Source organism: Nocardioides massiliensis, from assembly GCF_030811215.1.
GTDB classification, from domain to species: Bacteria; Actinomycetota; Actinomycetes; order Propionibacteriales; family Nocardioidaceae; genus Nocardioides_A; species Nocardioides_A massiliensis.
On record NZ_JAUSQM010000001.1, the window covers coordinates 2,492,260 to 2,506,674 of the forward strand.

The 14,415-nt window shown below is 70.4% G+C and carries 16 protein-coding genes; 14 read left to right on the plus strand and 2 right to left on the minus strand.

Translation table 11 applies throughout. The features are described from left to right. Positions 1-2 precede the first annotated feature (2 nt). From J2S59_RS12335 to J2S59_RS12390, 12 genes are all read left to right on the plus strand, one after another. Positions 3-782 carry a lytic transglycosylase domain-containing protein gene (locus tag J2S59_RS12335; protein WP_068124317.1) on the plus strand — a complete coding sequence of 260 codons (780 nt, stop codon included), beginning with the start codon at positions 3-5 and terminating at the stop codon, positions 780-782. Positions 783-926: 144 nt separating this feature from the next. Continuing rightward, positions 927-1,766, plus strand: a complete 840-nt coding sequence (locus tag J2S59_RS12340; RefSeq protein WP_306825167.1) for an enoyl-CoA hydratase-related protein — start codon at positions 927-929, stop codon at positions 1,764-1,766. Positions 1,767-1,865: 99 nt separating this feature from the next. After that, complete coding sequence (rimO, locus tag J2S59_RS12345) at positions 1,866-3,308, plus strand: 30S ribosomal protein S12 methylthiotransferase RimO (RefSeq protein WP_220138599.1); 1,443 nt, start codon at positions 1,866-1,868, stop codon at positions 3,306-3,308. A gap of 30 nt (positions 3,309-3,338) precedes the next feature. After that, positions 3,339-3,992 (plus strand): CDP-diacylglycerol--glycerol-3-phosphate 3-phosphatidyltransferase, encoded by a 654-nt coding sequence (gene pgsA, locus J2S59_RS12350; RefSeq protein WP_068124312.1) that lies wholly within the window; start codon positions 3,339-3,341, stop codon positions 3,990-3,992. 6 nt (positions 3,993-3,998) lie between these two features. After that, a complete protein-coding gene (locus tag J2S59_RS12355; protein ID WP_068124310.1) occupies positions 3,999-4,511 on the plus strand; it encodes a CinA family protein in 513 nt (170 codons plus the stop codon). Positions 4,512-4,579: 68 nt separating this feature from the next. Further along, positions 4,580-4,888, plus strand: coding sequence for a helix-turn-helix domain-containing protein (locus tag J2S59_RS12360; protein WP_068124308.1), 309 nt, complete (start codon positions 4,580-4,582; stop codon positions 4,886-4,888). Positions 4,889-5,025: 137 nt separating this feature from the next. Next, complete coding sequence (locus tag J2S59_RS12365; RefSeq protein WP_181642537.1) at positions 5,026-6,171, plus strand: FecCD family ABC transporter permease; 1,146 nt, start codon at positions 5,026-5,028, stop codon at positions 6,169-6,171. Between the two features lie 19 nt (positions 6,172-6,190). Further along, positions 6,191-7,189, plus strand: coding sequence for an ABC transporter substrate-binding protein (locus J2S59_RS12370; RefSeq protein WP_068124301.1), 999 nt, complete (start codon positions 6,191-6,193; stop codon positions 7,187-7,189). Then, on the plus strand, positions 7,186-8,004 hold the full coding sequence (locus J2S59_RS12375; protein WP_246360587.1) for an ABC transporter ATP-binding protein: 819 nt from the start codon (positions 7,186-7,188) through the stop codon (positions 8,002-8,004). Before J2S59_RS12370 ends, J2S59_RS12375 begins: the two co-directional genes overlap by 4 nt. Continuing rightward, positions 7,988-8,722 carry a class I SAM-dependent methyltransferase gene (locus tag J2S59_RS12380; protein ID WP_068124297.1) on the plus strand — a complete coding sequence of 245 codons (735 nt, stop codon included), beginning with the start codon at positions 7,988-7,990 and terminating at the stop codon, positions 8,720-8,722. The genes J2S59_RS12375 and J2S59_RS12380 overlap by 17 nt, the downstream gene beginning before the upstream one ends. Positions 8,723-8,912: 190 nt before the next feature. Then, positions 8,913-9,647, plus strand: coding sequence for a DinB family protein (locus J2S59_RS12385; protein WP_068124295.1), 735 nt, complete (start codon positions 8,913-8,915; stop codon positions 9,645-9,647). Between the two features lie 60 nt (positions 9,648-9,707). Beyond that, positions 9,708-9,929, plus strand: a complete 222-nt coding sequence (locus tag J2S59_RS12390) for a hypothetical protein (RefSeq protein ID WP_068124293.1) — start codon at positions 9,708-9,710, stop codon at positions 9,927-9,929. A gap of 4 nt (positions 9,930-9,933) precedes the next feature. Here the strand turns inward: J2S59_RS12390 and J2S59_RS12395 are convergent, their stop codons facing one another. Further along, a complete protein-coding gene (locus tag J2S59_RS12395; RefSeq protein ID WP_068124292.1) occupies positions 9,934-10,344 on the minus strand; it encodes an MmcQ/YjbR family DNA-binding protein in 411 nt (136 codons plus the stop codon). A 101-nt stretch (positions 10,345-10,445) separates the two neighbouring features. On the opposite strand from J2S59_RS12395, the gene J2S59_RS12400 reads away from it, so the two are divergent. Beyond that, entirely contained in the window at positions 10,446-11,393 is a 948-nt protein-coding gene (locus tag J2S59_RS12400; protein ID WP_068124290.1) for a class II glutamine amidotransferase, read from the plus strand. Between the two features lie 8 nt (positions 11,394-11,401). On the opposite strand, the gene J2S59_RS12405 is transcribed toward J2S59_RS12400, so the two are convergent. After that, positions 11,402-13,021 (minus strand): DEAD/DEAH box helicase, encoded by a 1,620-nt coding sequence (locus J2S59_RS12405; protein ID WP_220138598.1) that lies wholly within the window; start codon positions 13,019-13,021, stop codon positions 11,402-11,404. A 357-nt stretch (positions 13,022-13,378) separates the two neighbouring features. Here J2S59_RS12405 and J2S59_RS12410 point away from each other — a divergent pair, with 357 nt between their 5' ends. Continuing rightward, positions 13,379-14,302 (plus strand): hypothetical protein, encoded by a 924-nt coding sequence (locus J2S59_RS12410; protein ID WP_181642536.1) that lies wholly within the window; start codon positions 13,379-13,381, stop codon positions 14,300-14,302. The last annotated feature ends 113 nt before the right edge of the window (positions 14,303-14,415 follow it).

Below are 14,415 nucleotides of genomic sequence, written 5' to 3' on the forward strand. Positions count from 1 at the left end.
GCGTGGGATCGAACGACCGTCTGCTGCCAGCCCTCGCCCTGGTGGGCGTCGTGGTCGCGGTCGTGATCGGCGTGGTGCTCGTGGTCCTGGGCGTGCACGAACGCTCCGGGCCCGTGACCGTGCCGACCGCCGCCGACGTCGGTGGTGCGCGACCGGCCCCGACGCCCGTCGCGCCGGCGGTGCCCGCACCGGAGGCCCGGCTGGACGGACCGGTCCCGGTCGAGCTGCGCGCCGACCCCGCCTGGGTCGCGCGGGTGGCCGAGGGCGCCGGCATCCCACCACGCGCGCTCGCGGCGTACGCCGGTGCGGTGCTCACCGTCGCCGACGACCGCCCGGGCTGCCATCTCGGGTGGAACACGCTCGCCGCGATCGGGCACGTGGAGTCCGGCCACGGGTCGATCAACGGCAGCCGCCTGCTCGACGACGGCATGACGAGCCCGCGCATCCGCGGGATCGCACTGGACGGCAACGGGGTCGCGGCGATCCGCGACACCGACGGTGGCGAGCTCGACGGCGACCCCACCTGGGACCGGGCGGTCGGACCCATGCAGTTCATCCCCTCCACCTGGCGCACCCACGGCCGCGACGGGGACGGCGACGGCGAGGTCCGCATCGACGACATCGATGACGCGGCACTCAGCGCGGCGTACTACCTGTGTCACTCCGGGCGGGACCTGCGCGACTCGCAGGCCTGGATCGACGCGGTCGCCTCCTACAACGCCGGCCTCGCCTACAACCACAGCGTGGTCGAGGCGGCGAACTACTACCGGCAGTTCCACTAGCTTCGGGGTGGTCGAGTGCCGCGAACGAAGTGAGCGGTGTATCGAGACCACGTCGGTCTCGACTCCGCTCGACCAACAGCGCCGAGACCGCCCTCCGGGACTCCCGCTGGTGACCTCACCACCACCGCCCTACGTTCGACGCCCATGACCACCGAGGACCTGCGCCGGATCCGCATCGACGACCCCGCCCCCGGCGTACGCCGTGTGACCCTTGCCCGGCCGGCGAAGCGCAACGCCCTGGACGGCGTGGCCAGGCGCGAGGTGCTGGACGCGGTGCATGCGGCCGCGGCCGACGAGAGGTGCCGGGTGGTGGTCATCGCCGCCGACGGGCCGGACTTCTGCGCCGGCTACGACCTGGATCCCGCCGAGGGGGAGAAGTACGCCGACGCGGGTGCCGGCCCAGGGCGTTTCACCCGTGAGGTCGTCGAGGGCTGGCTGAGCCTGACCGAGCTGCGCCTGCCCGTGATCGCCCAGGTGCACGGCCACTGCCTGGCCGGCGGGTCGGAGCTGGTGGCGTGCTGCGACCTGGTCTACGTCGCCGACGACGCCCGGATCGGCTACCCGGCGGTGCGGTTCGGGGTGCCCGACCTGCAGTACCACCCCTGGCTGATGGGGATGCGGCGTGCGATGGAGGCAGTGCTGACCGGGGACGTCGTCGTGGGTGCGGAGGCCGTCGAGGCCGGACTCGCCAACCGGGCGTACCCGGCCGCCGAGCTCGAGGCGCAGGTGCTGGCCCAGGCGGCGAGGATCGCGGCGATCCCGGCCGAGATCGTGCAGATCAACAAGCGCACGGTGCACCGCGCGATGCAGGCCATGGGGATGCACACCGCGGTGCGCGCCGGCACCGACGCGTGCGTGGTCGCCACCGGGACCGAGGCCTTCGGCCAGTTCATGGCGGCAGCGAGCGGTGGCCGCGTGACGGCGGCGCTCGACGAGCGGGACCGCCCCTTCGGGGACGGCCGCACCCGCACCGAAGCAGGCTGAACGCGGATTCGGGGCTATCCTCGGTGGGACATGACAAGCACCGCCGCCCCGTCTCCCGCCCCGTCCGCCGCCGCTCTCGCGCCCGAGGCGGGTGAGCCGATCACCGTCGCGATGGTCACCCTCGGGTGCGCCCGCAACGAGGTCGACTCCGAGGAGCTCGCGGGCCGGCTGGAGGCCGAGGGCTTCCGGCTCGTCGACGAGCCCGCCGACGCGACCACGGTCGTGGTCAACACCTGCGGCTTCGTCGAGCAGGCCAAGAAGGACTCCGTCGACACGCTCCTGGAGGCCGCCGACCTCAAGCAGACCGGCCGCACGCAGGCCGTCGTCGCGGTCGGGTGTCTCTCGGAGCGCTACGGCAAGGACCTCGCCGAGTCGCTGCCCGAGGCCGACGCGGTGCTCGGCTTCGACGACTACCCCGACATCGCCGCGCGGCTGCGCTCGGTGCTGGCGGGGGAGAAGCTGCACCCCCACACGCCCAGCGACCGCCGCAAGCTGCTGCCGATCTCCCCGCGCGAGCGGGCTGACGCGGCCGCTGTCGTGCCCGGCCACCAGGTCGTCGCACCCGACCTGCCCGTCGGTGCGGCTCCCGCGTCGGGCCCCCGCGCCGTACGCCGGCGGCTGGACGGTGGCCCGATGGCGCCGCTCAAGCTCGCCAGCGGCTGTGACCGGCGCTGCGCGTTCTGCGCGATCCCCAGCTTCCGCGGCTCGTTCGTCTCGCGCCGCCCCTCCGACGTCCTGGGCGAGGCCCAGTGGCTCGCCGAGCAGGGCGTGAAGGAGGTCTTCCTCGTCAGTGAGAACTCCACGTCGTACGGCAAGGATCTCGGCGACCTGCGGCTGCTGGAGACGATGCTGCCCGAGCTGGCCGCGATCGACGGGTTGGAGCGGGTGCGGGTGTCCTACCTGCAGCCGGCCGAGACCCGTCCCGGGCTGGTCACGGCGATCGCGTCCACGCCGGGCGTCGCGGACTACTTCGACCTGTCCTTCCAGCACGCCTCGGCCACCGTGCTGCGCCGGATGCGGCGCTTCGGCGACCCCGAGTCGTTCCTCGGGCTGCTCGAGCAGGTCCGCAGCCAGGCGCCGCTGGCGGGCGTGCGCTCCAACGTGATCGTCGGGTTCCCCGGCGAGACCGAGGACGACCTGCAGACGCTGTGCGACTTCCTCGAGGCCGGGCGCCTCGACGTGGTGGGGGTCTTCGGCTACTCCGACGAGGACGGCACCGAGGCGGCGTCGTACGACGACAAGCTCGACCCCGACGAGGTCGCCGAGCGCGTCGCGCACGTGACCGCCCTGGTCGAGGAGCTCACCGCCCAGCGCGCCGAGGACCGCATCGGCGAGACCGTGCATGTGCTGGTGGAGAGCGTCGAGGACGGCGAGCCGGCCGAGGGCCGCGCGGCTCACCAGGGTCCCGAGGTCGACGGCGTCACCAGCCTGCTCGACGTCGACGGTCACCCGCTGAGCGGCGTGCGCGTGGGAGACTTCGTCACCGCGACCGTGGTCGCGACCGAGGGCATCGACCTGGTCGCCCAGGTGGACAGCCCGTAGGCACGTGACGCGTAGCGAAGGAGCGCCTCGATGAGCGCCGACATCCCTCTGCCCGGCGAGCGCGGCGAGCGCACCCCGGTGGGCCGCCGCGGGAGCAACTGGAACGTCCCCAACGCGCTGACCACCCTGCGGATCCTGCTGGTCCCGGTGTTCGGCTGGGCGCTGCTCCACGACGGCGGCGCGTCCGAGGGCTGGCGGGTGCTGGCGTTCGTCATCTTCACCGTCGCCATGGTCACCGACAAGATCGACGGCGACCTGGCGCGCAAGCACGACCTGGTCACCGACTTCGGCAAGATCGCCGACCCGATCGCCGACAAGGCGATCACCGGCATGGCCTTCATCGGGCTCTCCGTCATCGGCGCTCTGTGGTGGTGGGTGACGATCATCGTGCTGGTGCGCGAGTGGAGCGTCACGCTGCTGCGGCTGTCGGTGATGAAGGACGTCGTCATGCCCGCGAGTCAGAGCGGCAAGGTCAAGACCACGCTGCAGGCCCTGGCGCTGGGCGCCTTCATCCTCCCGTTGCGCGAGCTCGGCGGCGCCCTCGAGGTGCCGGGCGAGGTGCTGTGGTGGGTCGCTGCCGCATTCATGGGAGCGGCCGTGCTTCTCACGCTGACCAGTGGGTATGAGTTCTTCCGTGATGCTGCCGCTCAACGTGCCGACCGCAAGCGCGCCCCTCAGGACTGACCGCCCATGACCGACGACGCGGAGGCAGAGCTCGACCGCGGGTCGTCGATCGCCGCAGGAGTGTTGGCCGGCCTGGCCTTCCGGGAGTGGAGCATCGGCTGCGCCGAGTCCCTCACCGGCGGCGCGCTGACCGCCGTGCTCACCGAGATGCCGGGCTCGAGCTCGGCGGTGCTGGGCGGGGTCGTGTCCTACGCCAGCGAGGTCAAGGTGAAGGTGCTCGGCGTCTCCCAGGAGACCGTCGACACGTGCGGCGTGGTCTCCGACGAGTGCGCGCAGGAGATGGCCGAGGGCGTACGCCGCGTGCTCGGTGTCGACGTCGGGCTCGCCACGACGGGTGTCGCCGGCCCCACGAAGCAGGAGGACAAGCCCGTCGGGCGGGTCCACATCGCGGTGGCGACGCCCGAGGGCACCCACGTCGAGCAGCTCGACCTCGACGGCGAGCGCGACGAGGTCCGCTACGGCACCGTCCGCGCGGTGCTGCAGGCCGCCCTCAATGCGGTCGCGCCGCCCGATGTCTGAGTCACTCAGTACGCTGGTCGTCGTCGGTCGCTAGGCTGGCGCAACCCTCGAGACCGGAAGGAGCAGCCATGGTCCTGTTCCGTCGCCTGCTCGGCGAAGTGCTGCGTGCCGAACGCATGCGTCGAGGGATGACCCTGCGCGAGGTCTCGGCCGCTGCGCGCGTCAGCCTGGGCTACATCTCCGAGATCGAGCGCGGTCAGAAGGAAGCCTCCTCCGAGCTGCTCGGCTCGCTGTGCGCCGCCCTCGACGTGCCGTTGTCGGCCATCCTCAGCGAGGTCAGCGACGCGGTCGCCCTCGAGGAGGTCGCGCTCGGCCTGGTCGTCGCCGAGGCGACCGCCGGGGTCGACACCGACGGCGACGTCGTCGCCGCTGCCTGACCGCTCCGGCCGTTCTGTTCGCTCCGGCAGACCGGAGGTGTGCTGCCGCGTCCCGATGCGGCGTCGCGTGCCCGCGTGCACTAGGTTGGCGTCGGACTGTTATTGCAAACAGTTGGCAATAACGAGCGGAGGCCGCGATGGGACCGACCGGGACGACGCCCCGGGGCTCCGTCGTACCCGCAGTGGATCCGGCAGCCGCACCGGCGACCGACGCGGACGAGACCGGTGACCTGCTCGGCATCGCCGCCCGCCGGCGGCGCTTCGTCGGCTGGGCCGGTGGCCTGCTCGTCGTCCTGATCGGGTCGGTCCTGCTCGGGGTGGCCTGGGGGTCGGTGAGCCTCGCCCCCGGTGTCGTCGCCGGCGTACTGGCCGACCGCAGCGGCTTCCCGGTCGAGGTGACGTGGGCGCCGTCGGTCGACGCGATCGTCTGGCAGGTGCGCCTGCCCCGAGTGCTGCTCGGCGTCGCGGTCGGCGCCGGCCTCGCGGTCTGCGGCGTCGCGCTCCAGGCGATGGTGCGCAACGTGCTGGCCGACCCCTACCTGCTCGGCATCAACTCCGGCGCCTCGAGCGGCGCGGCCGCGGCCATCCTGTTCGGCTTCGCCGCCGGCCTGGGCCAGCACGCGCTGTCGGTGAGCGCGTTCCTCGGGGCGATGGCGGCCTCGGCGCTGGTCTATGGCATCGCGCGCAGCGGGGGCCAGGTCACCGCCGTACGCCTGCTGCTCGCCGGGGTCGTGGTGGGCTACGCGCTCTATGCCACCACCAGCTTCCTGATCTTCGCCTCCGGCTCGGCCGAGGGGGCGCGGTCGGTGCTGTTCTGGCTGCTCGGCTCGCTCGGGCTGGCACAGTGGGGCTCGCCGCTCGTGGTCGTGCTGGTCGTCGTCGCGCTCACCGTCGTCCTGCTCATGCTCAGCTCGCGCCAGCTCGACCTGCTGATGATCGGCGACGCCACGGCCCGGGCCCTGGGTACGTCCGCCGCCGCGGCCCGCACCCGGCTGCTGCTGCTGGTGTCGCTGTGCATCGGGGTCGTGGTGGCCGCGGCCGGCAGCATCGGCTTCGTCGGCCTGGTGGTGCCCCACCTGGCGCGCCGCGCGGTCGGCGCCAAGCATGCGTACGTCGTCCCGGTCGCCGCCCTGATGGGCGCGATCCTGCTGGTGTGGGCCGACATCGTCGCCCGCACGCTGCTGGCGCCCCAGGAGATCCCGATCGGGATCATCACCTCCCTGGTCGGGGCGCCCTTCCTGCTGATCCTGGTCCGTCGCCTGCACGCCTCGGCGACCGGCTGACCCCGTGAGAGGGACCCCCATGCCCCACCGTTGGCTGCGCCGTCTCGTGCCCGTCGTGTCGTTCGCCCTGGGTGGCGCGCTGCTGCTCGCTGCGTGCGGTGAGCCCGGCCAGCAGGAGGTCGCCGCCGAGGGCAACTACCCCGTGACGGTCGAGAACTGTGGCGCCGAGGTGACCTTCGAGCAGGCACCCGAGCGGCTCGTGCTGCTGAAGAGCGCGTCGGTGACCTACCTCGACGCGCTCGGCGTGCTCGACCGGGCGGTGGCGCGGGCGGGGGAGTACCCGCCCGACTACTACGACGCCGACACCCTCGCCACGCTCGTCGACATCCCGCTGCTCACCGACCGAACCGACACCTCCGGGCACCTGCAGATCTCCAAGGAAGCGGTGCTGGAGCAGGAGCCCGACCTGGTCTTCGGCAGCGTCGACAACCTCGAACGCGGCACCCTCGAGGCGGTGGGCATCCCGCTGCTGGAGGAGCCGGCGCTGTGCCCGAGCTGGGCCGCCGAGCCGACCTGGGACGACATCTACGACCAGATGCGGATGTATGGCGAGGTGTTCGACGTCCGCGAGCTGGCCGAGGAGAAGGCAGGCGAGCTCGAGGCCGAGGTCGAGAGCATCACCGTCGAGCCGCGCGAGGGTGACGTCACCACCGCCGCGGTGCTCTACCCGACCGTCGGCGGTGGCGTGACCTACGCCTACGGCACCCACAGCATGGCGCACGCCCAGCTGGAGTCGGCCGGGCTCGAGAACGTCTTCGGCGACGTCGACCAGCGAGTCTTCGAGATCGGCGTCGAGGAGCTGCTCGGCCGCGACCCCGACGTGCTGGTGCTGCTGCACAGCGACGGTGATCCGCAAGCGGTCGAGGGGGCGGTGACCTCCCTGCCGGGTGCCGACGACCTGGGCGCCGTACGCGAGGGACGGTTGATCACGCAGCTGTTCAACTACACCGAGCCCGCCACGCCGCTGACGATCGAGGGCCTGCGCAAGCTCGTCGACGCGCTGGAGTCGATGCAGTGACAGGCCCCCGGTTGCGCGCCGAGCACCTCCGGCTGTCGTACGACGGCCGGGTGGTCGTCGACGACGTCAGCCTGACGGTGCCGGCCGGTGCGGTGCTGGGGATCGCGGGGCCCAACGGCAGCGGCAAGACCAGCCTGCTGCGGATGCTGTCGGGTGAGGTGACGCCCGAGCACGGCGAGGCGCACATCGAGGACCACCCGGTCGAACGCACCTCGCCCAAGGCGCTCGCGAAGCTGCTGGCGATGGTCTCGCAGGACGAGGGGATCACCGAGACGCCGTTGAGCGCGGCGGAGATCGTGATGCTCGGCCGCACGCCGCACCTCGGGCCGTTCCAGCGTCCCGGCCGCGCCGACATCGCCGCGGTCGAGGACGCGCTACGCCGGGTCGGGGCGATCGAGCTGGCACGACGCCCGCTGAGCACGATGTCGGGTGGTGAGCGGCAGCGCGTGCTGATCGCCCGCGCGCTGGCGCAGGGTGCCGGCACGCTGCTGCTCGACGAGCCCACGAACCACCTCGACATCCGCTACCAGCACGAGGTGCTCGGCCTGGTGCGCGACCTCGCCGTCGGTTCGGAGGTCGCGGCCGTGGTCGTGCTCCACGACCTCAACCTCGCGGCGCGCTACTGCGACGCGCTCCTGGTCCTCGACGGCGGCCGCGTGGCGGCGTACGGGACTCCGGATGCGGTGCTCGTGCCCGAGGTCATCGAGCCTGTCTATGGCATCGGCACCCACCGCCTCGACGTCGACGGCGTACCCCATCTTGCGTTCCATCCCGCCCACGAGTCCCACGGAGAACCCCATGAGCACCTCGTCTGACACCGCCTCGGACGTCCAGGCCAACCTCGACGCGTACTGGTCGGGCCGTGACCCGGAGTACGACGCCTACCAGCAGCGCCCCGAGCGCCTCGAGCTCGACCGCGCCGCGTGGGGCGAGGTGCTGACCGAGGCGCTGCCGTCGGCGCCGGCGAAGGTGCTCGACGTGGGCAGCGGCAGTGGGTACGTCGCGTTCCTGCTCGCCTCCCTCGGCTATGACGTCACCGCGACCGACCTCGCCGAGGGCATGCTCGAGGTCGCGCGTGCTCGCGCCGCCGAGCTGTCCGCGCAGGGCATCGGGGTGCCCGAGGTGCTCCGCGCCGATGCGGTCGCGCCCGACTTCGCGCCGGGCAGCTTCGACGCGATCACCAACCGCTACGTGCTGTGGACCCTGCGCGAGCCCGACACCGCGCTGGCCAACTGGCGCCGGCTGCTGAAGTCCGGGGGAGTGCTCGTCGCGATCGACAGCAACTGGTTCCCCGAGGGCCTCGCCGCCGACACGACCGAGGACTTCCAGGAGAAGTACGACGACGCCGTCCGCGCCGCCCTCCCGCTCGCCGAGGCGCGGTCGATGGACCCGATCGTCGAGCGCGTCCGCGCCGCTGGCTTCTCCGAGGTCACCCTCACCCCGCTGCAGCGCATCCTCGAGCTCGACCGGGAGTACGGCGTCGCCCCCAACCACGAAGTGCAGGTGCAGTACCTGATCCGCGCGGTGGTCTGAGCGTCAGCACGAACAGCGGGTGGATCTGGTGTCAGCAGGTGGCACCACATCCGCCCGCTGTCTGCGCTCGAGCCGATGGGCCGCTCCGTGCTGGCAGTAGTCACCTGCCTTGGACAGCAGCGGGGAGTGATTGACGCGTCTGGTGCGCCAAACCCTCCCCGATCCTGTGCGTCAGGCGCATGATGATGCGATGGCCGACTACACAGGCACCAAGGAGTTCGAAGGCGCGACCTTCGTGAAGACGAGCTTCAAGGGCGCGAAGCTGCGCTTCTCCGATGTCAGCGGCGTGACGATGCGCGCGGTCGACTGCGACGGGCTCGACATCGACAGCCACGACCTCTTCTTCGGCAAGCTGATCGTCAACGGCGTCGACGTGGTTCCTCTGGTCGACGCCGAGCTGAACCGCCAGTTCCCGGGACGGGAGCTGCAGAAGGCCGAGACGCCGGAAGGGCTGCGTGCCGGGTGGGTCGCGGTGCAGGCAGCGTGGCAGGAGACCGTCGACAGCACACCGCCCAAGCTTCGCGACGCCCACGTGGAGGACGAGTGGTCGCTCGCCGAGACCCTGCGCCACCTGATCCTTGCGACCGACGCCTGGCTGCGTGGGGGAATCCTCGGCATAGAGCAGCCCTTCCACGAGATCGGACTGATCTTCACCGGAGCTGCGTCCATGGGCTTCGACATGTCGATGTTCCGCGAGGACACCCCGACCTTCGACGAGATCCTCACCGTCCGCGCAGAACGCCAGCAGATGGTCACCGACTTCCTCGCCACCGCGACGGCGGAGCTGCTGGCCGAGGAACGGACGAATCCCTGGGGCGGAGGCGACGACTGGCGACCGACGGTCGGGGACTGCATCCGAGTGATCCTCGAGGAGGAATGGGCGCATCTGCGCTACGTCCGCCGCGACCTCGCGCTGCTCAGCTGAATTGGTTGCGCGACGGATAACCGCAGGCGCTGCAACCTCCACGGGATCTACAGTCTGGCCATGCCTGGACCGGACGGCTTCACCTACGTCGTACGTGGGAGCGACGTCGTCATCAGCCACCACGGACGTGTCGCGACGACGCTTCGCGGTGGCCGCGCTGTCGACTTCCTGCGCGACGTCGAGTCGGCGGACGACCAAGAGCTCATGGCGCGCCTGACGGGCAACTACCGCCGCGGCAACGAGCGGCAAGCCCGCAACCACCCGCGCAACCGGGGCCGATAGTCCGTCACCGCGCGAGGAGACGGCGCAACTTCTGAGGGGCGCAGAACAGGTAGCTTTCGGTCACCAGTTCGGCGACCTCGTCCCAGTCGGTGTTGTCGTCGATCACCATGCCGACGACCGTCGGGGACCAGGGAGGTTGGTAGTACGGCGGACCTGCCTGGGCCAGCGCCAACAGCTCGTCTCCGGTCGACCGGAGAGTCAGCACCGTCGTCGGTTCGGCGATGCCGGTCATCTCGCGGTACGCCGAGGTGTAGCCCTCCTGGGAGACCAGGACGTGGGCGAAGGTCTTTGCCCGGATCCGCCACCGCACGCCGGTCCAGGCGTCCTCTTCATGCGCCTCGGGCAGCGCCAGGGCGATGGCTGCGATCCGTGCGACGACGTCGCCGGATGGTTCGATACGCGGTGGCCTGGACACAACTCGGAGTATCGCAACACCCGCCGACAGTCTTGTCCCTCCGCGGCCCGGGAGTGCGATGACCGACACCGACCATTGTCCCGTCGACGGAGGACCCACCTGTGTGCCGCGTGCTCGCCTACATCGGACCTGAGTTGCCGCTGGAGAACCTGCTGCTCAAACCGGCGAACAGCCTGATCAACCAGACCCTCGACCCAGAGCGGCACCCGCAGCTGCAGCTGGCCGGCTGGGGGTTCGGAGCGTGGAGCGAGCACTTCCTCGACCCCGACAAGCCGTTCGTCTATCACCGGCCCATGGCAGCGTTCTATGACGACAACGTCACCAAGATCGTGCCGCATCTGCGTGCCAACACGATGCTCGCGCACGTACGAGCGGGCGACGTCAACGAGCAGGCCGTGCTCGCCGACGAGAATTGCCATCCCTTCGCCTTCAAGAAGACCCAGTGGCTCGTCGCCCAGAACGGTGACCTGCCGAATTGGAAGCTCCTGCAGCGCGAACTGCTCCAGCACTGCAAGGACGAGTACCTCGAGCAGATGAGCGGCACGACCGACACGGAGTTCCTCTACGTGCTGCTGTTGTCGTTGCTCGAGGGCGACAGCGATGAGGAGATCCAGCGGGTGTTCGAGCGACTGGTGGGACTGATCGTGGAGGCGATGAAGAAGCTCGACCTCGTCGCGCTGTTCAAGCTGAAGCTCGCGATGGTCTCGCCGCGCCGCATCATCGGCGTCAACATTGGAGCCGGACACGACGGGAACGTCCACCCGGACGGCGACTGGCGCGAGCTGCGCAAGGCCGAGCCCGGCACCGACGACTTCGCTCTCGGCATGTTGCTGGAGCCGATGTACATGCTGCTCGGCCGCGACTTCCACGACCGCGGCACGTACGAGTTCGAGGACTGCAGCGAAGAGGAGGCGACCTCGGCCATCTTTGCCTCCGAGCCCCTCACCGAGGGCACCGACGACTGGTTGGAGCTGAAGTACGGCGAGATCGTCTTCCTCGAGAAGCACGGAGAGAACATCACCAAGACCGTCAACCAGCTGCAGGCGTAGGCGCGACCTCAGGCGCCGTCGTCGACTAGGGCCGTAGGCGGCAGCCAGTCGGCGCCGAGCAGCTGCGCGACGTCGGCGAGGCCGGTGGTGTCGCTGCCCACCGTGTCGGAGGCAGCGGCGATCCGCTCCACCATCACTTGGCCGACCTTCTCCTCGACGGTGTCCTCGGCGTACGCGATGTGCCACGGCGACACCTGATGGTCGCGGTGGGTGCGGCCGGTGACCTGGCGCGCGGCGATCCCGGAGAAGCGGGCCTGGTGGAAGACCCCGACGCGCGGCTCGCTGCTCGCCTGTCGCCCGTCGGCGAGGGTCTCGCCTGCGTGCAGGCTGATCGAGGCGACGGTGGTGAAGACGCAGACCTTCGCCTGCCCGGTCTGGAACCGGATCCGCTCGGCCTCGGCGTCGAACCGGTCGCGACCATAGATCGTGGCGACCTCGATGCCGGAGTCGCGCAGCCGGTCGGCGATGGGGTCCGCGGCGGTCGCGACGAACTCCACCGAGCACGCCACCTGTCGCTCGGACTGGACCTGCTGGGCGATCCAGTCGACGGTTGAGTCGACACGGATCAAGCCGGCCTTCTGCCGGAACCGCAGAAGTGCGGCTCGACCCTTCGCCACACTCCGACCCCGTCTGGCGAGGTCCATCTCGCGGCAGAACTCACCCCACTCGGCTTCGTAGGCCGTCCGCTCCGCCGGCGTGAGGGCCACCGGCATGCCGGAGATCGGCACCGGCCCCCACGGCGCGGCGCGGTGCAGCATCGCTGGCGGTCGCTCGTCCGCGAGCCAGCCGCGCACCAGCTTGAGGTCGGCAGCGCGCCGTGCCGGGTCGGTGGTCCAGGTGGCGCCGTAGCGGCCGTGCTCCACCCCGACGCCGTGTCGCTCGAGCGCGGTGGCGAACGCGGTTCCCGGCTGCGTCGCCGAGCTCCACTCCCGCATGGGTTCGCCGAGCACCTGGGCGTACGCCGGCGCGAGGTACGGCAGCTCGAGCGGCGTGTGTCCGGGCGTCGCGGTGGTTGCGATGACGAACGGCGCCTTGTCGTGCGGGCGGTGGTGTCCCGAGATCGTCGCCCAGAGCTTCCACCGCTTCGTCGTCGTACGGCGCAGCGCGTGGGCCTCGTCGGCAATGATCACGTCCCACTCGTGGCCCTTCACCTTCTCCAGCCGGTCCCACGTGATCACGACCCACTCCAGACCCCCGTCGCCGAGGGCGGTGATGGTGCGACACCAGTGACCGATCGTGATGGCGGCGGGCCGGTCGGCCACAACCAGCACCCGTCGCGCACCACGGAGGTCACCGACTGCGATCGCGCCGAGCACCGCAGAGATCGTCTTGCCCACGCCGGGCTCGTCAGCGAGCAGGAACTGCCGTCCGCCCGCCGCCGCGCGCTCCGCGATCGCGTCGGCTGCCTCGAACTGGATTCTGCGAGGTTCGAGTGCGCCGGTCGGCTCGGGGGCGGGAGCTGGATCGTCGCGGTTGAGGGTGTTCTCGATGAACCGACCGAGCGTGTGCGGGCCGGGGGAGTAGGGAGCCAGGTGCGCGGGCAGTGCGCGGCCAACGAAGAGGTGGGTCTTCACCGCCGGGTGCCAGGAAGCGCCGTCGACTTGGGTTCCGTACGGGACGTCGAGCACCCAGAGTCGTTCGCCGGACCCAGCGACAGGGAGTGGCCGCTGTGGCTGCCGCGTCCGGCTTCGACGCGGTGACGCGCTGCGCCGGCGCGCACTGGATCGGCGAGAGCTGGCCACCACTGGACGCTACCCGGAGCGTTGACGCCACGAGGGGTGGCTCGCTCGAGTTTGCTTGACGGTCGGGTCTGCTGCCCGATCCAAGTGACGCGGCTCCCGGAGCCCAGGAGGCCAGATCGTGGCGTGGCGACGCACGCTGCCTGCGACACCCCCGGGCGGTTCGATTCGGCTGCGCTCATCGGTGGTCGTCGTTATGGTCGAAATGCCTTCACTTCCAGAGCGCGTCATCAACCGAGGGATCCCATGACCGAAGAGAACTGGCATCAAGCACGGCTCATTCCAACGTCCGGCATCTCAGGGGCGGAGGAGCAAGAACGCCGAGCGACGTCGGCTCTCCTCGCAGTGATGGGCACGGTCAAAGAGTTCAGCAAGGCCATCCTCGCGCCATTGGGTGCGCCGTCCGGCAACGTCGAGACCTACATCGAGGTGCCGTTCGTGCTCGGGGAGAAGAAGTGCTACCCCGATGGGTTGATTCGGGTGACTCGAGGAAGCAAGACATGGACGGCACTCGTAGAGGTGAAGACCGGCCGCAACCAACTGGAAACCGAGCAGTTGGAGAGCTACCTCGACATCGCTCGAGAGCAGGGCTTCGACGTTCTCTTGACGATCAGCAACGAGATCCCGCCGGTGGCCGGTCAGCACCCCACGAAGGTGGATAAGCGGAAGCTCAAGAAGGTGTCGATCCATCACCGGTCGTGGACGGCGATCCTCTCCACGGCCGTCATGCAGAAGGACCACAAGGGGGTTTCCGACCCTGAACAGGCATGGATCTTGGGCGAATTGATCCGGTACTTGGAGCACCCGCGTTCCGGCGCGATGGAGCTCGAGGACATGGGCGCCAACTGGGTCTCGGTCCGTCAGGCTGTGACAGCTGGGACCCTTCGCAGTACGGACAGACCGCTCCGGAAGTGGTCGCTCGGTTCGACGCGCTCCTGCGCTACACCTCCCTACGTCTCGGCCGGCAGCTCGGCACCGATGTGGTGCATGTGCTCAGCCGCAAGGAACTTGCCGACCCAACTTGCGGGCCGAGTCCTTACTCGACGCGCTGGTGAACCGGGGCGAGCTGGCAGGTGCCATCCGCATCCCCAACACGGTCGCACCCATCCACGTGACAGCAGATCTGCGCGCCGGACGGATTACCTGTCACGTGGACATCGACGCGCCTAAGGACGGACGAGCCGCCACTCGGGTGAACTGGCTCCTTCGTCAGCTGAAGGCAGCACCAGACAGTCTTCGAGTCGAGGCGTTCGTGGCCAATGCACGTGGGGCTGGCGCGGCTG